21 protein-coding genes are annotated in these 22,255 nt (G+C 45.4%); 1 reads left to right on the forward strand and 20 read right to left on the reverse strand.

Going from position 1 to position 22,255, the window contains the following annotated elements:
- Positions 1 to 134: 134 nt before the first annotated feature.
- The gene (gene guaA, locus R7P67_RS13110) at positions 135 to 1,688 is read right to left on the reverse strand and encodes a glutamine-hydrolyzing GMP synthase (protein WP_262653839.1); all 1,554 of its coding nucleotides are present in this window, start codon (positions 1,686 to 1,688) and stop codon (positions 135 to 137) included.
- Positions 1,689 to 1,808: 120 nt separating this feature from the next.
- The gene (gene guaB / locus R7P67_RS13115) at positions 1,809 to 3,275 is read right to left on the reverse strand and encodes an IMP dehydrogenase (RefSeq protein ID WP_017633908.1); all 1,467 of its coding nucleotides are present in this window, start codon (positions 3,273 to 3,275) and stop codon (positions 1,809 to 1,811) included.
- Positions 3,276 to 3,506: 231 nt separating this feature from the next.
- Here guaB and xseA point away from each other — a divergent pair, with 231 nt between their 5' ends.
- On the forward strand, positions 3,507 to 4,838 hold the full coding sequence (gene xseA / locus R7P67_RS13120) for an exodeoxyribonuclease VII large subunit (RefSeq protein WP_262653842.1): 1,332 nt from the start codon (positions 3,507 to 3,509) through the stop codon (positions 4,836 to 4,838).
- 13 nt (positions 4,839 to 4,851) lie between these two features.
- On the opposite strand, the gene R7P67_RS13125 is transcribed toward xseA, so the two are convergent.
- The 18 genes from R7P67_RS13125 to R7P67_RS13210 all read right to left on the reverse strand — a co-directional run bounded on the left by R7P67_RS13125 (position 4,852) and on the right by R7P67_RS13210 (position 22,254).
- Entirely contained in the window at positions 4,852 to 5,076 is a 225-nt protein-coding gene (locus R7P67_RS13125; protein ID WP_031780210.1) for a zinc ribbon domain-containing protein, read from the reverse strand.
- Positions 5,077 to 5,385: 309 nt separating this feature from the next.
- Positions 5,386 to 6,261 (reverse strand): alanyl-tRNA editing protein, encoded by an 876-nt coding sequence (locus R7P67_RS13130; RefSeq protein WP_262653844.1) that lies wholly within the window; start codon positions 6,259 to 6,261, stop codon positions 5,386 to 5,388.
- Between the two features lie 59 nt (positions 6,262 to 6,320).
- Positions 6,321 to 7,817: a ribosome biogenesis GTPase Der gene (der, locus tag R7P67_RS13135; protein ID WP_017820569.1), complete on the reverse strand. Its 1,497-nt coding sequence runs from the start codon at positions 7,815 to 7,817 to the stop codon at positions 6,321 to 6,323.
- 167 nt (positions 7,818 to 7,984) lie between these two features.
- Positions 7,985 to 9,145 (reverse strand): outer membrane protein assembly factor BamB, encoded by a 1,161-nt coding sequence (bamB, locus tag R7P67_RS13140; RefSeq protein WP_005381696.1) that lies wholly within the window; start codon positions 9,143 to 9,145, stop codon positions 7,985 to 7,987.
- Positions 9,146 to 9,157: 12 nt separating this feature from the next.
- A complete protein-coding gene (locus R7P67_RS13145) occupies positions 9,158 to 9,772 on the reverse strand; it encodes a YfgM family protein (RefSeq protein WP_005381697.1) in 615 nt (204 codons plus the stop codon).
- A 126-nt stretch (positions 9,773 to 9,898) separates the two neighbouring features.
- Entirely contained in the window at positions 9,899 to 11,167 is a 1,269-nt protein-coding gene (hisS, locus tag R7P67_RS13150) for a histidine--tRNA ligase (protein ID WP_262653846.1), read from the reverse strand.
- 26 nt (positions 11,168 to 11,193) lie between these two features.
- The gene (gene ispG, locus R7P67_RS13155) at positions 11,194 to 12,312 is read right to left on the reverse strand and encodes a flavodoxin-dependent (E)-4-hydroxy-3-methylbut-2-enyl-diphosphate synthase (RefSeq protein WP_005381699.1); all 1,119 of its coding nucleotides are present in this window, start codon (positions 12,310 to 12,312) and stop codon (positions 11,194 to 11,196) included.
- Between the two features lie 6 nt (positions 12,313 to 12,318).
- Positions 12,319 to 13,269: a cytoskeleton protein RodZ gene (gene rodZ / locus R7P67_RS13160; RefSeq protein WP_005381700.1), complete on the reverse strand. Its 951-nt coding sequence runs from the start codon at positions 13,267 to 13,269 to the stop codon at positions 12,319 to 12,321.
- A gap of 435 nt (positions 13,270 to 13,704) precedes the next feature.
- The gene (locus R7P67_RS13165; RefSeq protein WP_017633913.1) at positions 13,705 to 14,832 is read right to left on the reverse strand and encodes a bifunctional tRNA (adenosine(37)-C2)-methyltransferase TrmG/ribosomal RNA large subunit methyltransferase RlmN; all 1,128 of its coding nucleotides are present in this window, start codon (positions 14,830 to 14,832) and stop codon (positions 13,705 to 13,707) included.
- A 373-nt stretch (positions 14,833 to 15,205) separates the two neighbouring features.
- Positions 15,206 to 15,631 (reverse strand): nucleoside-diphosphate kinase, encoded by a 426-nt coding sequence (gene ndk, locus R7P67_RS13170; RefSeq protein ID WP_262653849.1) that lies wholly within the window; start codon positions 15,629 to 15,631, stop codon positions 15,206 to 15,208.
- A gap of 95 nt (positions 15,632 to 15,726) precedes the next feature.
- Positions 15,727 to 17,025 carry an aminopeptidase PepB gene (gene pepB, locus R7P67_RS13175; protein ID WP_262653851.1) on the reverse strand — a complete coding sequence of 433 codons (1,299 nt, stop codon included), beginning with the start codon at positions 17,023 to 17,025 and terminating at the stop codon, positions 15,727 to 15,729.
- Between the two features lie 161 nt (positions 17,026 to 17,186).
- Positions 17,187 to 17,381, reverse strand: a complete 195-nt coding sequence (gene iscX / locus R7P67_RS13180) for a Fe-S cluster assembly protein IscX (protein WP_005381711.1) — start codon at positions 17,379 to 17,381, stop codon at positions 17,187 to 17,189.
- Positions 17,382 to 17,425: 44 nt separating this feature from the next.
- Positions 17,426 to 17,764: an ISC system 2Fe-2S type ferredoxin gene (gene fdx / locus R7P67_RS13185; RefSeq protein WP_005381713.1), complete on the reverse strand. Its 339-nt coding sequence runs from the start codon at positions 17,762 to 17,764 to the stop codon at positions 17,426 to 17,428.
- Between the two features lie 13 nt (positions 17,765 to 17,777).
- Entirely contained in the window at positions 17,778 to 19,631 is a 1,854-nt protein-coding gene (hscA, locus tag R7P67_RS13190) for a Fe-S protein assembly chaperone HscA (protein ID WP_053302969.1), read from the reverse strand.
- Between the two features lie 21 nt (positions 19,632 to 19,652).
- Entirely contained in the window at positions 19,653 to 20,168 is a 516-nt protein-coding gene (hscB, locus tag R7P67_RS13195; RefSeq protein ID WP_017820566.1) for a co-chaperone HscB, read from the reverse strand.
- Between the two features lie 55 nt (positions 20,169 to 20,223).
- A complete protein-coding gene (gene iscA / locus R7P67_RS13200) occupies positions 20,224 to 20,547 on the reverse strand; it encodes an iron-sulfur cluster assembly protein IscA (protein ID WP_005381717.1) in 324 nt (107 codons plus the stop codon).
- Positions 20,548 to 20,617: 70 nt separating this feature from the next.
- The gene (iscU, locus tag R7P67_RS13205) at positions 20,618 to 21,001 is read right to left on the reverse strand and encodes a Fe-S cluster assembly scaffold IscU (RefSeq protein WP_005381718.1); all 384 of its coding nucleotides are present in this window, start codon (positions 20,999 to 21,001) and stop codon (positions 20,618 to 20,620) included.
- 38 nt (positions 21,002 to 21,039) lie between these two features.
- Positions 21,040 to 22,254, reverse strand: coding sequence for an IscS subfamily cysteine desulfurase (locus R7P67_RS13210; protein ID WP_005381719.1), 1,215 nt, complete (start codon positions 22,252 to 22,254; stop codon positions 21,040 to 21,042).
- Position 22,255: the final 1 nt, after the last annotated feature.

Genomic DNA, 22,255 nt, shown 5'->3' on the forward strand with positions numbered 1-22,255 from the left:
AAATGAATATATATTTAATTTAACCGCATGTATATATCTCTCACAAAAAAGTTGAGCCACCTCTTCACAAACTTGAAGTACAAAAAAACCAGCCCGAAGGCTGGTTCTTATAAACTCAACTGTCTAGAGGAAAATTATTCCCACTCGATAGTCGCTGGTGGCTTACCAGAAATGTCGTAAACAACACGAGAAATGCCATCAACTTCGTTGATAATACGGTTAGATACCTTACCAAGGAACTCATATGGTAGGTGCGCCCAGTGTGCCGTCATAAAGTCGATAGTTTCTACTGCACGCAGTGATACAACCCAGTCGTATTTACGGCCATCGCCCATTACACCAACAGAACGTACTGGTAGGAATACCGTAAACGCTTGAGATACTTTGTTGTATAGATCAGCTGCGTGAAGCTCTTCAATAAAGATAGCATCAGCACGGCGTAGCAAGTCGCAGTACTCTTTCTTGATTTCACCAAGAACACGAACACCTAGACCAGGACCTGGGAATGGGTGGCGGTAAAGCATGTTGTAAGGCAGGCCTAATTCTAGACCAATCTTACGAACTTCATCTTTGAACAGCTCACGTAGTGGCTCAACAAGACCCATTTCCATGTCATCTGGAAGACCGCCCACGTTGTGGTGCGATTTGATCACGTGCGCTTTACCAGTCTTAGATGCAGCTGACTCGATTACATCAGGGTAAATCGTACCTTGAGCTAGCCATTTCGCGTTTTTCAGCTTCTTAGACTCTTCATCGAATACATCTACGAATACGTGACCGATAGTCTTACGCTTCTCTTCTGGGTCAGACTTGCCTTCAAGTGCTTTTAGGAAGCGTTCTTCAGCGTCAACTTTGATGATGTTCAAACCAAATTGGTCGCCGAACATATCCATTACTTGTTGACCTTCGTTTAGACGAAGTAGACCGTTATCAACAAATACACACGTTAGCTTGTCGCCGATTGCGCGGTGAACCAGCATCGCAACTACCGATGAATCAACACCACCAGATAGACCTAGGATAACTTCGTCGTCACCCACTTGCTCTTTAATGCGAGCAACCGCGTCTTCGATGATAGATTCCGAAGTCCATAGACGCTCACAGCCACATACTCCAAGAACAAAGTTCTCAAGCATTTGTAGGCCACCTTTTGTGTGTGTCACTTCTGGGTGGAACTGAACACCGTAGTATTTCTTCTCTTCGTTCGCCATCGCAGCGTAAGGACAAGTGTCTGTCTCACCAACTTTTACGAAATCGGCTGGGATCTCTACTACTTTGTCGCCATGGCTCATCCAAACGTCTTGAGTTGCTTCAAGGTCTTTAAATAGAGCACATTCACCAGAAACTTTAACCTGAGCGTAGCCAAACTCACGTTCGTTAGAGCCCGCTACTTTGCCTCCTAGTTGTTCCGCCATAGTTTGCATGCCGTAACATACGCCAAGTAGAGGAACGCCAGAGTCAAACACATATTGAGGCGCGCGTGGAGAGTTCTCTTCCGTTACGCTTTCTGGACCGCCAGATAGGATAATGCCATCTGGGTTGAATTCGCGAATATCCGCTTCTTCTACATCCCAGCTCCATAGTTCACAGTAAACGCCGATTTCACGTACGCGGCGTGCTACTAATTGAGTGTACTGAGAACCGAAGTCCAAGATCAGAATACGTTGGTCATGGATATTTTTAGTCATTTTGAGCAGTCTTTTTAAGGCTAAGTGATTAAAACCGAGGCGAGTGTACTCGCCTCTTCTTAATGCTTCAAGGAAAAAGCAAACGTTTCCGTTGGGTAATTAGTTCCCTAGACGGTAGTTCTAGTTCCCTAGACGGTAGTTCGGCGCTTCCTTAGTAATTTGAACATCGTGTACATGAGACTCTTGCATACCTGCACCAGAGATACGTACAAATTCAGCTTTCGTACGCATATCTTCGATAGTTGCAGAACCAGTTAGACCCATGCTTGAACGTAGACCACCCATTTGTTGGTGTACGATCTCTTTTAGACGGCCTTTGTATGCGATACGACCTTCAATACCTTCTGGTACTAGCTTGTCCGCTGCGTTGTCAGACTGGAAGTAACGGTCAGAAGAACCTTGAGACATAGCACCAAGAGAACCCATGCCGCGGTAAGACTTGTAAGAACGGCCATTGTATAGAATTACTTCACCCGGCGCTTCTTCAGTACCAGCAAACATAGAACCAACCATCACACATGATGCGCCAGCTACGATTGCTTTACAGATATCACCTGAGAAACGGATACCACCGTCAGCAATAACCGGAATACCATAATCATTAGCCACTTCTGCCGCATCTGCGATTGCAGTGATTTGTGGAACTCCTACACCCGTTACAATACGAGTTGTACAGATAGAACCAGGGCCGATACCAACTTTCACTGCGCTTACGCCAGCTTCGATTAGTGCTTTAGCACCAGCACCTGTTGCTACGTTACCACCGATGATGTCTAGATCTGGGTAAGCTGCACGTGTTTCGCGAATGCGGTTTAGAACACCTTCAGAATGTCCGTGTGAAGAGTCGATAAGTAGAATGTCAACGCCTGCTTCAACTAGAGCAGCAACACGCTCTTCGTTACCAGCGCCAGCACCAACGGCTGCGCCAACACGTAGGCGACCACGCTCATCTTTACATGCGTTTGGTTTACGTTCTGCTTTGTGGAAGTCTTTCGCAGTAATCATACCGGTTAGTTGGAACTCATCATTCACAACCAATACTTTCTCTACACGAGCTTCGTGCATTTTCTCTTGCACTTCTTCTCGTGTTGCACCTTCTTTAACTGCTGCCAACTTCTCTTTTGGCGTCATTACTGAAGATACTTTCTTAGAAAGGTCCGTCACAAAACGAACGTCACGACCAGTGATAATACCAACAAGCTCATTGCTCTCAGTGACAACAGGGAAACCTGCAAAACCATGCTTTTCAGTGAGTGCAACAACATCAGCGATGGTCGCGTCAGGGTTTACAGTAACCGCGTCAGTTACCATACCAGCTTCGAACTTCTTAACTTTACGAACTTCGGCTGCCTGCTGCTCAATAGACATGTTCTTGTGGATAAAGCCAATGCCACCCTCTTGCGCTAGCGCAATTGCTAGACGAGCTTCAGTAACAGTGTCCATAGACGCTGAAATCATTGGGATGTTTAGGGTGATGTTCTTAGTTAGCTGAGTGCGAAGATCAGCTGTGTTTGGGAGAACGGTGGAGTGTGCTGGCACAAGTAGTACGTCATCGAATGTCAGCGCTTCTTTGGCAATTCTTAGCATTTGCAATATCTCACAATTAGAGGAGTAAAAAGAACAATCCAATCTCATCGTTTCGCATAATGAGGGTAACCTGCGTTAGCAACTAGCTACATTTGGATTAGATATTGCGGAGGGATTATACGGTTAACGCAATCGCTTGACCACAAATTTTTTAATTTTTTTCTTGCAATTACCCCCTTGCTATGTATTATATTGCCGCTAATTTCCATACTCACGTCTAAGAGATTAGCTGTGCTCTCCAAGACCAATCAAAACATCTTTACTGTTTCTCGTCTCAACGCAGAAGTTCGTTTACTCCTTGAAAACGAAATGGGGATCGTTTGGCTCGTCGGAGAGATATCCAACTTTTCAGCTCCTGTCTCTGGTCACTGGTACCTAACTCTTAAAGACTCTCGCGCTCAAGTTAAATGTGCCATGTTTCGTGGTAACAATCGCCGCATTACTTTCAAACCCGCTAACGGTAATCAAGTCCTAGTAAAAGCTCGTCTGTCTCTTTATGAGCCTCGCGGTGACTACCAATTGATCATCGAAAGCATGCAACCGGAAGGTGATGGCCGTCTTCAACAAGAGTTTGAAGAGCTGAAAATGAAGCTTGCAGCAGAAGGGTTGTTCGCGCAAATCAATAAGCAATCTTTGCCTGAGCACCCTAAACGTGTTGGCGTCATCACATCGAAAACTGGTGCCGCGCTTTACGATATCTTAGACGTATTGAAACGTCGTGATCCTTCCCTACCTGTTGTGATTTATCCGACAGTGGTACAAGGTGAGGACGCAGCCATTCAAATTGCACAAGCCATTGGTCGCGCTAACAGCCGTGATGAATGTGATGTGCTAATTGTGGGCCGAGGTGGTGGTTCATTAGAAGACTTATGGTGCTTTAACAACGAGATATTAGCTCGCACGATTGCAGCAAGCCAAATTCCTATTATTAGCGCCGTTGGACATGAAGTTGACGTGACAATAGCTGATTTTGTCGCCGACGTACGCGCGCCTACTCCATCAGCAGCCGCTGAGCTAGTAAGCCGTGATAACAGCCACAAAGATCAAGCTTTAGTTACCCGCCAGCATAAGTTAGCGAGCGCGATGCGTTACTACCTAGCACAACAAAAGCAGCAATCTGCTCAATTAGTGCACCGTCTAGAGAGACAGCACCCAAGCTATCGCTTGCAACGTCAGACGCAACAGTTAGATGAGTTGGACATGCGCTTAAAGCGAGCGATGAGTCGTTTTATTGCCTTGCGTCAACAGCGAATCGAGCGTCAACATTATCGGCTGCAATTAAATTCTCCTGTAACACGCCTTGCCGAGCAGAAGTCGAAGCTAGAACGTGTTGAGCAAAAGCTCATGGATGCAATGGATCGCAAATTACTGACTATGCGCCATCAACTCGCGATTGCCGCAGAAAAGTTAGACACCGTCAGCCCACTAGCGACATTGAAACGAGGTTACTCAATTACTCAAACTGAGCAAGGTAAAGTGATTACTCAATCTTCAGATGTAAAATCGGGAGATGTATTGATTACTCGATTAGCCGAAGGCGACGTTCGCTCTACCGTTAACTGAATACAAACTCTGGTTAACTGATTTTCTGGAACTCAAATCGGACACGTGATTTTGACTTGAGTTCATTACACACATTGCAAAAGTAACTCGCAGCACCGCATGCTTGCAGCTTCTCCAGCTCCGCCTCACAATCAGGGCAAAAACCTACTTTTTTAAAATCCGATTCACACTGTTCACAATGGTATTGTCCTGTCCATTCCAGTTCGACATTGCAAGTCGGGCAAATGTTCTGCTGCATATCCCGTTCCTCTCTCTAAACTAAGCAATTTCGAGTAACGCATGCTACTCAAAATAACGAACAAGTATGTTGATCTTCATCACCGCCCTAACAAGTTTCACGAGGCGATAATCATACTTGATACGTAGGATCTTATACTGATCGTCTGATATTTACTCCTTGATCAGCGATCACCCCTTAAAAGAATATTTATATAACCACACACCGAAAGCATAAGTTACATATTCTGCATTCCAATTTAAGGCAGAATAAAAAACCCTATAGGGATTTAATTAAACGAAAAATTAGAATTTAATAAAAAGATCTTATTCAGAAAGCAGTGTTTACATTGGTGTGCATTTCGATAGTTTGAGCGTCGAGCTCAACGAGTTTAACTTGGATAAAAGCAAACTCATTTAAATGGCTCGCATGCGTTCCACCACAAGGGATTACCGCTAATTGACCTTCCCCTAAATCGCACTTCCAATAGCGAGAATCCGTTAATCTATCGCCGTGGCATTCCATGGTGATCATCGCATCTCTTTGAAGCCATTCAACCAGTTGGCCATTCACTTTTTCTGCAATCGCCTGGAGGTCATTCAGCATATCTGCACTGTTTAATCCTCTTTTACGGAGTGTTTTGCCTAAACGGTACGTATCGAGGCACTTGTCTGGAGTGACATAACTAGTAACTTGCGCATAGCTATTAAAGTCATAATAACCATGTGGGTCTTTGCGGTCTGCGTCTTTTCGCCAATAGTCTTCCGATAGTACTTTATTCAACGCCAAATACGCTAAGTGTCCTGCAGTGTGGCCTCGACTCACAGCATTTTGATAGTGTTTATCTACCGCTAATGTTACCAAGTCATTAATTGCAAATGATTCCGTACGTGATAAAACATGCACGACGACAAACACCCAACCTTCAGCATCACGCTTTACAGGGATGTCACTACCCACATACAAAGCACCACTCTCCTGCTCCACTGCTCCAACTTGGCAATCTACTACGTCATGCTCAGCCCCATTCACCTTCAACGTTCCTTTGTCTGCAGGGTGATCCGGCCATATGTGACTAACGGGATGGAACGGCGTGACATCTGTAATAACGTAAGTCACTTTTTCCGTAGATTGAACGAGCTGTATTTGTGCTTCTAATTGCCATGTTTGATGACAAAAACGAGTCTTTGTTGCTGTGATAGTCATTTTTACGATTACTTTTGATAAAAAAATACCCAAGTAGAAACTTGGGTATTCGAATTTCATTATTTATTGCGGTTTTTCACCATCGACATCATACGCTTACGTTTACGCTCTTGTGATAGCGTAAGCTTATTCGTACGGTTCTCGTATGGGTTATCACTATTGTGGAAGTTAATGCGAATCGGTGTTCCCATAATTTCCAGAGACTTACGGAAGTAGTTCATCAGATAACGTTTATACGAATCTGGCAATTCACGAACCATGTTACCGTGGATAACAACGATCGGTGGGTTGTAGCCACCTGCGTGTGCGTATTTGAGTTTGATACGACGACCACGAACCATTGGCGGCTGGTGATCATCCACTGCCATCTTCATGATACGCGTCAGTACTGACGTACCCACGCGCGTTGTCGCCGAGTTATATGCTTCTTGGATAGATTCAAACAAGTGACCAACGCCAGTACCGTGCAGCGCAGAGATAAAGTGGATACGCGCGAAATCGACGAATCCTAGACGGCGGTCCAGTTCTTTCTTCACGCTTTCTTTCACGTCACTGTCTAGACCATCCCACTTGTTAACGGCGATGACAATTGAGCGGCCAGCATTCAGTGCAAAACCAAGCAAGCTTAGGTCTTGGTCTGAAATATTTTCACGTGCATCAATCACCAGTAGAACGACGTTTGCATCTTCTACCGCTTTCAGCGTCTTAACAACAGAGAACTTTTCAACCGTTTCATTGATACGACCACGACGACGAACACCTGCGGTGTCAATTAGTACGTATTCGCGTCCATCACGTTCCATCGGGATGTAGATAGAATCGCGCGTTGTACCTGGCATATCGTATACAACCACACGTTCTTCACCCAGAATACGGTTAGTCAGTGTCGATTTACCTACATTCGGACGACCGATGATCGCCAACTTAATCGGCTGCTCTTGAAGGCGCTTGAATTCAGCTTCTGCGTCTTCTTCAGTGTAATCTTCAACAAGAGGCTCTTCGTCTTCGAATCCAGTCAGGTCTTCAATCTCACCTTCTTCAGATTCACTTGTTAATAGATCATCAAAGAATGGAGATAAAGCACGCTCAAGCAAAGCGGTCACACCACGGCCATGAGCAGCCGCAATCTGGTACATATCATCCACTCCGAGCTGCCAAAAATCAGCACACGCCGCATCGGCATCAATACCATCGATTTTGTTTACTACCAGCATCGCTGGCTTTTCAATTTTACGCAGATGCGCAGCAATTGCTTCATCTGAAGGTGTCAGACCAGCACGACCGTCAACAAGGAACAACACAACATCAGCCTCATCAATCGCGGCTAATGACTGTTCTGCCATCTTTGTTTCCACGCCTTCTTCTGTGCCATCGATACCACCGGTATCAATCACAATGAATTCGTGCTCTTCACCAAGTCTCGCCTGGCCATATTTACGGTCTCGCGTTAGGCCTGGAAAGTCCGCAACCAACGCGTCACGAGTGCGAGTCAATCGGTTAAATAGTGTAGATTTACCTACGTTCGGACGCCCTACTAGAGCTACAACAGGTACCATAACAACCTCTACAATAATCTTTCTTCTGTAGTTATAGGTAACGACTTGCTCGATGCCAAATCAAACCAGATTTTTACCTATAACCACGTCAGGGTTAATAAATTCAAACAACAAAACGGCTCCTAGCTGTCACCAGCCAGGAGCCGAATGTGAATTATATCACGATATTATTCGTTAATGGTTAGTTTCTTTACATCGCCGTTGCGAGTTGTAATCACATAACCATCCGACAATAACGTCGGGCCAACTGCCAAGCCACTATCATCGACAAACTGCTGCGCAACAAATTCGCCCGTTGAACGATCCATCCAGTGAAGGTAACCAAGCGTGTCACCGACAACGAGATAATTGCCAACAATAACTGGCGCTGTAAGTTGTCGGTGCTCAAGCAAGCTGTTTTCCCACAACTCAGTTCCGCTTCGTGAATCAACGGCAACAACATGATCTTTTTCCGTTATCACAAAGATGCGGCTACCATCTGTAGAAATGTCTGTCGCAGATGAGTAATTACGCTTCCAAATCGGGTTCGCTGAACGCAAGTCAATAGCGATAAGTTGGCCATTGTATCCAATGGTGAAAAGAGTACCGCCTAGCACAATTGGCGATGAATCAACGTCAACCAAACGATCAATTTCTGTCGCGCCTTTTGGCGTACCAACAGGCTGTTGCCAAATCAACTGACCACGCTCAACGATAGCAGCTGCGAGTCGGCCATTTGCCGTTCCCCAAAATACACCGCCGCCAATTGCAGTCGGAGTACTGTCGCCACGTAAAGTTAAGTTCGGCACTTCTGTACTCAATGCCCAGCGTTGCTCACCTGTACTCTCATTAAGGGCAATCAACATGCCTCGGCTAGTATTGATGATAATAAGGCCTGAATCTGCAACAGGCTTCGCCAGTACCTCACCACCAACTTTTACACGCCAAACAATTTCACCTGTTTCTTGGTCAAGAGAGATGACTTCACCATTCTCAGAGCCAATGTAAAGGTTTCCGTATGCCGCTGTGATACCACCAGAGAGACGAGCAATGACATCTTCTTCTAGGTCCGTTTGCCAACGTTGTTTACCATTCTCAGGATCCAGCGCTTTTACTAAGCCATCACGACTTGCCACGAACAATGTATCATTCGCAAATACAGGGGATAGTTTTGAAAAGTAATGACCAACACCATCGCCAACCGACGTGCTCCACTCACTACTGGTTGTAAACTGACTGTCTACCTGAGGTAGTGGCGCCATTACAATGGTGTCTTTCTCACCTGCACAACCGGCAAGTACTCCCATTGTTAACGCCCCTAGCAAGGCTTTCTTAAAGACTCTTTTCATCCAATGCGGTCCTTATTTCGCCAGATCGTCCAATTTCATTTGTAGTGTCGGGCTTGCATCTGCCGCTTGCTGAGCTTCAGTATACGCAGCGTACGCAGCATCTTTGTCACCTTGGCGAATCGCAATATCGCCACGAAGTTCAGCAATACGACCTGTCCATGCTGTATCAGTGACGTTACTTAGCTCTGCCGTTGCAGCGTCGAAGTTACCCATTTCCGTCTCAATACGCGCAATGCGGTAACTAATCAATGGTAACAACGCAGCATCTTGAGTGTTGCTTTGCGCCCACTTCAGTTGCTCCAATGCAGCAGAAAGGTCTTGAGCTTCAACTTGTGCTTTAGCAAGTTGTAGCGCAGCCAATACTGAATATTCTTTTACTTCATTTGACTCAATGAAAGCTTTCACGTCAGCTTGAGCATCAGTGCCTTTGTCTTGCAAAGCATTCATTGCTGTCGTGTAGCTTTGAGAAGCTGCTTCACTCGCCTGAATCACAGAATCCTGGTAGTAACGCCAGCCGAATAGACCACCTAAACCAACAACCGCACCGATGATGACGGCTTTGCCGTTTTCCTTCCACCAGTCTTTAATGGCTTCAACTTGTTGTTCTTCAGTATCGTAAAGTTCCACTTCCTGTCCTCTTAAAACATGTAAATGGCAGCTTAGCTGCCATTGTTCCTATTTCGTTTAAAGGCTCCACATTTGGGAGCCTTAGCTTACGAACTAGGATGTAATTTTGTTAGATTACTAAAAGACTTAAATCAGTGCTGCGATCTTTTCTGCAACTTCTGCTTGGTTGTAAGTCTCTTGCTCACCACCAGCTAAGTCTTTCAGTACTACGGTATTATCCGCAACTTCGTTTTCACCCAGAACTAATGCTACAACAGCACCAACTTTGTCTGCGCGTTTAAACTGTTTCTTGAAGTTACCGCCACCGAAGTGATTCATCACACGAACGCATGGAACAGACTCGCGAAGCTGTTCTGCTAGCTTCATTCCTGCCATCATGGTGCCTTCACCCGCTGTGACTACGTACACGTCAACACTGCGACGAACGTCTGTCAGTTCCAACGTTTCTAGCATCAGTACTAGACGCTCTAGGCCCATTGCAAAGCCAACCGCTGGTGTTGGTTTACCACCTAATTGCTCTACAAGGCCATCGTAACGACCACCGCCACATACAGTGCCTTGAGCACCTAGGCTCTCAGTGATCCACTCAAATACCGTGCGATTGTAGTAATCCAGACCACGAACTAGACGTTCGTTAACTGTGTATTTGATACCTGCGGCGTCTAAAAGTTCACATAGACCTGCGAAGTGTGCTTTAGATTCTTCACCTAAGTAATCTGAAAGGCGAGGCGCATCACCTAAAATAGCTTGAACGTCTGGGTTCTTCGTATCCAGAACACGCAGTGGGTTCGTGTGCATGCGACGCTTACAATCTTCATCTAGCACATCAATATGTTGCTCAAGGAATGCAACCAGTGCAGTACGGTAGTCTGCGCGGTCTTCTTGAGAACCGATAGAGTTCAGCTCAAGACGGACATATTCATTGATACCTAGCTCACGCCATAGACGCGCCGTCATCATGATAAGCTCTGCATCAACATCTGGACCATTTAGACCAAACACCTCAACACCACACTGGTGGAATTGACGGTAACGACCTTTCTGCGGACGTTCATGGCGGAACATAGGTCCCATGTACCACAGACGCTGTTCATCACGGTTGATCAGGCTGTTTTGGATACATGAACGTACACAACCCGCCGTACCTTCAGGGCGAAGTGTTAGGCTGTCGCCGTTACGGTCATCAAAGGTGTACATTTCTTTTGAAACGACGTCTGTTTCTTCACCAACAGCGCGGCTGAATAGGTTTGTTTCTTCAACGATTGGCATGCGCACTTCGTTATAACCGTATGCGCTAATTACATTTTTCACTGTGTTTTCTAATTTTTGCCACAGTGGCGACTGAGTTGGGAGGCAATCGTTCATGCCTCGAATTGCTTGAATTGTTTTTGCCACAATACTTACCGTAATTCTCGTTGAGATTAATCTTGTACTTTAACTTCGATGCGGTTTTCGCCATTCATCATAGCTGCTTTCGCACGGATCTTAGCTTCTAGCTTATTCACAAGGTCATCGTTATCAAAGCGCTCTTTCTGGCGTTTACCATCTTCGTAGAATGCGCTCTTCTTGTTACTACCTGCTAGACCTAAGTGAGAAACTTCTGCTTCACCAGGGCCGTTTACCACACAACCGATGATAGACACATCCATTGGCGTGATGATGTCTTCTAAACGTTGCTCCAGTGCATTCACCGTACCAATCACATCAAATTCTTGGCGTGAGCAGCTTGGGCACGCAATAAAGTTGATGCCTCGAGAGCGAATGCGCAGAGATTTAAGGATGTCGAAACCGACTTTGATTTCTTCAACTGGATCGGCAGCCAAAGAGATACGCAGCGTATCGCCTATCCCTTCAGATAACAGCATACCTAAGCCAACAGATGACTTAACAGCGCCAGCTCGAGCACCACCCGCCTCTGTGATACCTAAATGAAGAGGCTGATCGATTTTCTTCGCCAGCAGACGATATGAATCCACCGCAAGAAAAACGTCTGAAGCTTTCACGCTAACTTTAAATTGGTCAAAGTTAAGACGATCGAGATGATCTACGTGACGCATCGCCGATTCAACCAAGGCTTCTGGCGTAGGCTCACCGTATTTCATCTGTAGGTCTTTTTCCAAAGATCCACCATTGACACCAATACGGATCGGGATATTTTTATCACGAGCGCAATCAACAACGGCGCGAATGCGCTCTTCATTGCCGATGTTACCTGGGTTGATACGTAAACAGTCAACTCCGTACTCCGCCACTTTCAGCGCGATACGATAGTCGAAATGAATATCAGCCACTAATGGTACAGAAACTTGCTGTTTAATCAGTTTGAAAGCTTCTGCTGCGTCCATCGTAGGTACAGAAACTCGAACGATATCTGCGCCGACTTTTTCTAGTGCTCGGATTTGAGCGACTGTCGCTTCTACGTCAGTCGTGCGAGTGTTAGTCATTGACTGTACTGCAATTGGCGCACCATCACCAATTGGCACATCACCCACATAAATACGCGTCGATTTACGACGAATAATTGGAGATTCGTGTTGCATAATTTTTTATAACGGTAGAGTGAATCTAGCTACTTTGCCTGAAGTATACCCAGAAAGGTCGACAGGTTCACTTGCAAATGTCATTGTAACCCCTTCCGGTGCGCCCAATATCACTTTAAATGGCGCTTTTCCGGTAAGTTCTACATCTTGTCCTGGCTTATGAGTACCACTTACCAGCGTTTTACCATTGGTGTCTTTTACTTGAATCCAACAGTCCGCTTTAAACTTCATAGTAAGAAGTGTCATGCCTTCAGGTACTACTGGCGCAGGCTGTTCCTCTTCCGCCGCTTCAATCACGGCAACAGGTTCTTCAGAATCTACGCTTGTTGTATTTTCAGTTTCAGTCAGCAAAGGATCCGCCCCTTGCTCAACGGATGCTTCAGTCGATTCAGCAACGCCTTCATTAGTTGAAGCAACTTCTTCAGGAGTGCTTGCGATTAACTCTTCAGCCGTCATCAAATCGATATCAGCTAATTCTTGAGCAGTGGGCTGCGGCGCTTCAACACTTGAATCCGTTACTTCCTTAGTTAGGCTATTCTCTTGTTGGTTTTGCCACCACCATGCCGCTGAGATGCCAATAATGACCAGCCCGATAACCCAAGTAAGGAGCATAATACGGCTATTGTGCTTCTCGTCTTTTGTTTTACGAGAGAAGCTTTGCATTTCAATTTCTTGCTCTTGAGGCTGAGCATCGGCAGTCTGCTCTAACGCCGTCAAAACCACCTTCTCATCAAGACCTACGAATTTAGCGTAAGAGCGTAAGTAACCACGCGTAAATGTCGCGACTTGTTGAGATTCAAATCGGTTATTTTCAATATCTTCAATCACAGAAATGCGAAGCCTCAGGCGATCGGCAACTTGCTTTTGGCTCATTCCCAAGGATTCACGTTTGTTTTTCAGTAATGTGCCAGCTTCAATAGAGAGTGGCACTTCATTCGTATTTTCGTGTTCTGTCATAATGGCGGTATTTAATCTGTTTTAGTGGCTAACGTGGTCATGTATTTTCGTTATTGTTCTTAAGCCTCTTTAAAGATAGCTAGCCTAAACGCGTTAACCAAAAATAATAATTTTAAGAAACTCTCAGCGATCTGAGTGCGAATACCCGTTTTGCAAAAATCAGCAAAACGTATGTGAGAAAATGCTGAGAATTATCGGTGTCATCGTTAGTGTTACATATCATGATAAGCGAATGCGCAACGAAGACAAAAACTCTTTACACTCAAACTAACAGATAGCTCAAGCTTTTGTCCAAACTTTGACAAAGGAATTCGAAATTATACCCAAATAACCTTAGGTTGAAGAGTGATAGTCCCAAATCTTGGCGAAAATGTCCTAAACAATAAACAAAATAGCCAGAGCGAATGGCTCTGGCTATTTTTGAATTCCGGTCGTTTATACAGCTTTCACTTCAATGGTATCGGCACCGCGTGACGCTTTCAGCATTGCCGTACGTTTAGTTCGGTCAATTACATCACCGACCAACTGACCACATGCGGCATCAATGTCATCACCACGTGTTTTACGAACCGTAACTGTGTGCTCGTATTGCATCAATGTTTTTTGGAAGCGATCAATACGTGAGTTACTTGGTTTCTTGTAAGGTGAACCTGGGTACGGGTTAAACGGAATCAAGTTAATCTTACATGGTGTGTCTTTCATCAGCTCAGCCAGTTCACGAGCATGGTCCATGTCATCGTTCACATGATCAAGCAACACGTACTCGACTGTTACTTTGCCACGGTTTGCATTCGATGAAGCAATGTAACGACGAACGGATGCTAGGAAATCTTGAATATCCCAACGATCGTTAATTGGCATGATTTCACTACGCAGCTTATCGTTTGGCGCATGAAGAGAGATCGCCAACGCAACGTCGATTTTGCCCGTCATCTGATCAAGACCAGAAACCACACCTGATGTTGATACGGTTACACGACGCTTCGACAAACCAAAGCCAAGGTCATCCAGCATTAACTCCAATGCAGGAATCAAGTTCTTCATATTAAGAAGCGGCTCACCCATGCCCATCATCACGACGTTCGTAATTGGGCGACGGCCTGTTTCTTTCTCAAGACCAATTTCACGTGCAGCACGCCACACCTGACCGATGATCTCTGAAACTTTCAAGTTACGGTTAAAGCCCTGCTGTGCTGTTGAGCAGAACTTACATTCCAATGCACAACCTACTTGAGAAGATACACAAAGCGTTGCGCGATCATCTTCTGGAATGTAAACCGTTTCTACATCCTGATCACCAACCTTCATTGCCCACTTGATCGTGCCGTCTGAAGAATGCTGGGCTTCTGCTACAGTTGGTGCTTTAATTTCACACTTGTGTAAAAGCTTTTCGCGCAGCTTCTTGTTGATGTTTGTCATTTTTTCGAAGTCATCTACACCGAAATGGTAGATCCACTTCATAACCTGATCGGCACGAAACGCTTTCTCGCCAAGTTCTTCCGCGAAAAACTGACGCATGCCTTTGCGATCAAAGTCGAGTAGATTGATTTTTTCAGTGGTCATGTTGCCTCTCAATGACTGAAACAAGAATAAGGGCGCGAATTGTACAGCCTTTATGCAGCTACAACAAGGGGTGTAAGACCCTGAGTTTGCTAAGGCATTAAAATAAAAACGATTAAATTTTAAACAGACTTTGCGGTGAGAATAATGATTAGACAACCGACAGCAAAAGCGTAGAAGTGATACAGAGAAAACAGTGAGAACAAACACACTTAACTAAGCTTTCCCCCCTGTAAGATGCTCAGATTAGCCAACGTCTTCGCGAATAATTACGAATGAACTCGCCGGTGAAATGGAGAACGCGGAATAAAAAACCTCGGACAAATCCGAGGTTGTTACGAACTAGATCATCACGCAAAAGTGATGCATGAACGAGTTAGCGAGAGAAAACTTCTGATTCAGGGAAGAAAAACTCAATTTCACAAGCGGCAGACTCAGGGCTATCGGAACCATGAACTGAATTGTGACGCATGCTGAGTGCGTAATCAGCACGCAAAGTGCCGCATGCCGCTTCCTCTGGGTTGGTTTTACCCATTAGCTCGCGGTAACGTGCAATCGCATTTTCACCTTCCAATACCTGAACCATAATAGGACCAGATGTCATGAACTCTTTTAGAGGAGGGAAAAACTCTTTACCTTCATGCTCTGCATAAAAGCCACTTGCCTGATCTTCTGTCAGGTGAACCATTTTGGCAGCGATGATACGTAGGCCAGCCTTTTCAATACGATTGTAGATTTCACCAATTAGGTTTCGCTCTACAGCATCAGGCTTAATGATTGAAAATGTTCTTTCTAGAGCCATAAAATTTCCTTTCTGTACTTGTAATAATAGTTGTGCTTTTAAAGTGACTTACTGGGTAAGAGCAGCACTCAAACAAGAGAGTGCTGCAATCAATCTTATTTTCCAGCTTGCTCATTGAGGAAACGAGCAAGTGTACGAACACCCATACCCGTTGCTCCCGCAGCCCATTTATCAGAAGCGGCTTTACGATACGTACCCGCACAGTCGAAATGTAACCAGCCTTTTTTGTAGTCCTCAACGAAGTAAGACAAGAATGCAGCTGCAGTACTTGCACCCGGAGAATAATCACCAGAGCTGATATTCGATAAATCGGCAAAATTAGATGGCAGCATTTCTCGATGGAAATCAGCAAGTGGTAGCGGCCACAAGCCTTCTTTTTCCTGGTTTGCCGCCGTAAGCGCTTGATGCGATAGCTCATCATCAAAGCTCATTAGCGCATGGTAATCGTTACCTAACGCATTCTTCGCTGCGCCTGTTAGCGTCGCGCAGTCAATAATTAACTCAGGCTGTTGCTCACTAGCGTAGATAAGACCGTCTGCAAGCACCAAGCGACCTTCCGCGTCGGTATTCATAATCTCAACGGTTTTGCCGTTTTTGTAAGTGATGATGTCGCCAAGCTTAAGGGCACGGCCAGAAACCATGTTCTCAGCACAACACAAGATCAGTTTTACGCGCTTGTTCAAACCGCGTAAGATAGCTAACCCTAGGCCACCAGTGATAGTACCCGAGCCACCCATATCTGCTTTCATTGCACTCATGAAGTTAGAAGGCTTCAAGCTGTAACCACCGGAATCAAAGGTGATGCCTTTACCCACAAGACATGCGAATACAGGTGCGTTTTCGTCACCAGTTGGGTTGTAGTCTAACTGAAGCATCGCAGAAGTACGCTCAGAACCACGGCCTACTGCGTAAATACCTTCCCAACCTTCTGCCAACAAGTCTTTGTCTTTGACGATACGTGCTGTCACCGTGCCTTTCGGCGCAACAGATTTAATGAATTCAGCAGCCATTGTCGCTAGCTGACGAGGAGCAACTTCTTCTGCCGTTTTGTTGATAATATCGCGGGTAAAATCAGTCGAAGTAATACGAGCTTGAAGCTCTGCTTGATCTTCATCAGACAATGCTGCCCACTCAACTGAGCCATGTTTTTTAGGGTTACGGAACCCTTGGTGGAAAGCCCATACGCTCTCTAGATCCCAGTTATCACCAGAAAGAAAAATAGAACGAATTCCTTGGCCATCTAGCTGACGAGCTGCACGTTGAATTGCGCCGAGATCATGACCTTCACCTAAGTGAATAGTTGCGCCGTTTTCAGCGAATGAAAGCAGTGCTTTTTCACCCCAATGTGGTGCTGCCGACTCTTGACTTAAAAATACAGACATCTGTGTAGACATGGTTTCTCCTTGTCTTATAGCAGCGTTGCCTACGCTGCTTCTTTTTAATAACTCACGGATGTTAGCATTATGTAGGGCAAAAATGTCAATTGGATAAAAAAACGGACCTAAAGGTCCGCTTTTTTTAGTAAGAATTGTTAACTAGGCTGTGTTTTACAGACTTAGTCCGCTTCGTCCATCCAGCACATGATAACGGCTTCTAGAATCTTTTCATTAGAACGGTTTGGCTCATCGTCAAACTCATCTAACTCCATGATCCATTGATGAAGATCGGTAAAACGCACTGTTTTTGGATCGACATCTGGAAACTTGTCACAAAGTTCAATCGCGATATCGCGAGAATCTGTCCATTTCATTGCTCATCTTCCTTTTGCTTCTTCCCTATATTGGGAAGATAGTTTTAGTGATCTTCTGAAGCGTGGTTTAGTGTGTATTTAGGAATTTCTACCACCAAGTCTTCATCAGCAATTCTCGCCTGACACCCTAGGCGTGACTCAGGCTCTAGACCCCACGCTTTATCTAGCATGTCGTCTTCTAGTTCTTCACTTTCTTCTAGTGAATCAAAACCTTCACGGATGATTACGTGGCAGGTAGTACACGCACATGACTTCTCACACGCATGTTCAATACCGATACCGTTTTTTAGCGCTACGTCTAGAACGGTGTCACCAGAGTTTGCTTCCAACACTGCACCTTCTGGGCACAAATCGTCGTGTGGTAATACAATAATCTTAGGCATAACTACTTATCTCTTATATATCGTCTACTGATTGACCTGACAACGCAGCTCGAATCGATTTATCCATACGGCGTGATGCGAAATCTTGGCTCGCTTTATCGGTATCTTTAATGCCTTGCTCTATCGCATCTGCATCATCACCATTACGCAGCTCAATCAAGGCTTCGATGGCTTTAATCAAGTTTTGTTTCTCTTGTTCTGATAGTAAGTCATCACCATCAGCTTGCATCGCTGCAATCAAACCTTCTATCACTCGGTCGGCTTCAACACGCTGCTCAGCTAAGGCACGAGCTTGCATGTCTTCTTTTGCGTGCGTCATTGAATCACGCAACATATCCGCCACTTCATTGTCACTTAAGCCGTAAGAAGGTTTTACTTGAATCTCTGATTGAACACCAGTGCTCTTCTCCATTGCCGTAACAGAAAGAAGGCCATCTGCGTCAACTTGGTAAGTCACGCGAATATGTGCCGCACCCGCTGCCATCGGAGGAATACCTTTTAACGAGAAGCGAGCAAGCGAACGACAGTCATCAACCATTTCACGTTCACCTTGTACCACATGAACACTCATCGCCGTTTGGCCATCTTTGAATGTGGTAAATTCTTGCGCACGCGCAACGGGAATCGTAGTGTTGCGGGGGATGATCTTCTCGACCAAACCACCCATGGTTTCAATACCGAGCGACAGTGGAATCACATCAAGAAGCAACATTTCAGAGTCAGGCTTGTTACCCGCGAGAATGTCTGCTTGGATACCCGCGCCGATTGCAACAACTTCATCAGGGTTAATGCTTGTCAGTGGTGTACGGCCAAAGAATTCGCCAACCATTTCTCGTACAAGCAATGTGCGTGTTGAGCCACCGACCATTACTACTTCAAGTACATCTTCCGCATCTACATCTGCATCTTTCAGCGCACGGCGGCAAGACATCAGGGTTTTCTTCACTAGCGGACGAATCAGATCTTCGAACTGCTCGCGAGTCACGGTGCCTTTCCAACCAAAAACGTCAACGTCAACACTGTCTTGCTCAGAGAAAGCAATCTTAGCTTCAGTAGCAATGTTCAACAGTGTACGGTTCTTTTCTGCAGAAAGCGGCGCTTCTAGACCCGCTTGCTCCATTAAATAATCGGCAAATAGATGGTCGAAGTCGTCACCGCCTAATGCAGAATCGCCACCTGTTGCTAATACTTCAAATACGCCTTTCGATAAACGTAGGATAGAGATATCAAAAGTACCGCCACCTAGATCGTAAACCGCAATCACACCTTCTTGACCAGAGTCTAGGCCATAAGCAATTGCCGCAGCGGTTGGTTCGTTAAGTAGACGGAGAACATGAAGACCAGCTAATTTCGCCGCATCTTTTGTACCTGCACGTTGCGCGTCATCAAAGTAAGCAGGAACGGTAATAACTACACCAGCTAACTCACCACCTAACGTATCTTCAGCTCGCTTACCCAATACTTTTAGGATGTCCGCAGATACTTCAATCGGGTTTTTGTCACCTTGAGGTGTTTGCAGAATTGGCAGGCCGTTTTCACTCTCTTTAAAACGATAAGGAAGTGAAGAGTAACGGGACTGAATGTCCTTTAATGAACGACCGATCAAACGCTTTACAGAGATAATCGTGTTCTCTGGTTCAAACTCTGCTTTGGCTTTGGCTTCGTGGCCGACCGTTAACGTTTCCTCAGCGTAATTAACGACTGAAGGTAAAATAGTACGGCCCTGCTCGTCCGCAAGTGGAGTTGCATCGCCGCTACGTACAGAAGCAACCAAAGAGTTGGTAGTACCTAAGTCGATACCCGCTGCTAACTTATGCTCATGAGGTGCCGAGCTTTGGCCCGGTTCTGCGATTTGAAGTAGTGCCATGATAGGTCCTTGTCACGCTTACTAGCCGAGGAGTTTGTCTTCGACTAGCTCAATTTCGTTCTTTAGTTTGGCAATGAATTTTAGCTTACGAACTCGGTCTGCGGCTTCAGCCCATAGACCATCATCAAGCTCTTGCTCGACGCTTGCCAGATGCTGTTTGTACATTTTGCTGACCTTAGAGTCGAAGTCAAAAAGCGCCGATTCAGGATCGGAGCTGTCAGCAATCTCTTCCAGTTCTTCGCGCAGTTCCATTTGCTCCATTAAGAACATCGGATCTTGCATTGTTTGCTGTTCACCTCGGATCTCAACACCTTGCTCTGCGAGGATATACTCGGCGCGAGAAATAGGATTTTTCAGAACTTGATAGGCATCGTTGATTTGCGCCGCCTTTTGCACCGCCATCAAACGGTCACGTTCTGAGCCCGTTGCAAAGTTATCCGGGTGGAAGCGTTTTTGTAGTTCTCGGAACTGAGAAGAAAGAAGGCTACCATCCAGCTTAAACTGACTTGGTAGCCCAAATAATTCAAAGTGATTCATTAAGTTCGGGTCCTAGTAAAGCCTTCCGGACTCGTTTGCCCAGAAGGACAATCAATTAGACGTTGAAGCTTTCACCACAACCACATTCACTTTTCGCGTTAGGGTTGTTGAATTCAAAACCTTCATTCAACCCTTCTTTCACGTAATCCAATTCAGTACCATCTAGGTACACTAAGCTCTTTTGATCGATGATAATTTTCACTCCAGAGAGTTCAAATACTTCGTCTTCTTCATTGAGCTCATCAACAAACTCAAGTACGTATGCCATGCCGGAACAACCAGTCGTCTTCACTCCAAGACGTAAACCGATACCTTTGCCTCGGTTATCTAGGAATGCTCTTACGCGACTTGCCGCTGATTCTGTCATTGTGATGGCCATACTGCACCTTAGTCTGTCTAAATTTCGATTGGAATGGGAGCGTCAAAGCTCCCATTATATTACGGGATAATTATTCTTGGTGTTTTTTCTTGTAGTCAGCAACCGCTGCTTTGATTGCATCTTCAGCAAGAATAGAACAGTGAACTTTCACTGGTGGAAGCTCTAGCTCTTCAGCAATCTCAGAGTTTTTAATTGCTGCCGCTTCATCAACTGACTTACCTTTTACCCACTCAGTTACTAGTGAGCTTGATGCGATTGCACTACCACAACCGTATGTTTTGAACTTCGCATCTTCGATGATACCTTCAGGTGTCACTTTGATTTGAAGCTTCATTACGTCACCACACGCAGGAGCGCCAACCATGCCGCTACCTACTGATGGATCTTCTTTATCGAATGAACCAACGTTACGTGGGTTCTCGTAGTGATCAATTACTTTTTCGCTGTATGCCATGATAAATTACCTCGAATCCTCTATTTCAATCCCTGAGATTAATGGTGAGCCCATTCAACAGTGCTCAAATCAATCCCTTCTTTGTACATATCCCATAGAGGAGACATGTCGCGTAGCTTAGTCACTGCAACGCGGATTTGTTCAATTGCGTAATCAATTTCTTCTTCAGTCGTGAAACGACCAAACGAGAAACGAACCGAGCTGTGAGCCAATTCGTCATCCATGCCTAGGGCACGAAGAACGTAAGAAGGCTCAAGGCTTGCAGACGTACAAGCACTACCAGAAGATACCGCTAGATCTTTAAGCGACATTAGTAGTGATTCACCTTCTACGAATGCGAAACTGATGTTTAGGTTGTGTGGTACACGCTGCTCAAAGTCACCGTTTACCGTCACTGCTTCTAAGTCTTTCACGCCATCAAAAAGACGGTTACGAAGCGCTAAAGCATGATCGTAATCTTTTTGCATGTCTTCTTTTGCAATGCGGAATGCTTCACCCATGCCTACGATTTGGTGAGTAGGTAGTGTACCAGAGCGGAAACCACGCTCATGACCGCCACCGTGCATTTGCGCTTCAAGACGAATACGAGGCTTACGACGTACGTAAAGTGCACCGATACCTTTAGGACCGTAAACTTTGTGAGCAGAAAGTGAAATTAGATCAACTTTCATCTCTTGAACGTCGATTGGTAATTTACCTGCAGATTGCGCAGCGTCCACGTGGAAAACAATTTTACGCTCACGGCACAGTTCGCCGATCGCTGTAATGTCTTGAACCACACCAATCTCGTTGTTTACATGCATAATAGACACAAGCACGGTGTCATCACGCATGGCTGCTCTAAGCTTCTCTAGATCGATCAAGCCATTTGATTCTGGCTCAAGGTAAGTCACTTCAAAGCCTTCACGCTCAAGTTGACGACATGGGTCAAGAACGGCTTTGTGCTCTGTTTTACAAGTGATTACGTGCTTGCCTTTCTTCGAGTAAAAGTGCGCTGCACCTTTAATCGCAAGGTTGTCTGATTCTGTCGCACCAGATGTAAATACGATTTCGCGAGGATCTGCATTTAGAAGGTCAGCAATTTGCTCACGAGCAGTATCGACCGCTTCTTCTGCCTGCCAGCCGTAACGGTGCGAACGTGACGCTGGGTTGCCAAATGTGCCATCCATTGTCATGTACTGAACCATTTTTTCAGCAACACGTGGATCAACTGGACATGTAGCGGAATAATCAAGATAAATCGGCAGTTTCATT

Source organism: Vibrio sp. Vb0937 (genome assembly GCF_033338855.1).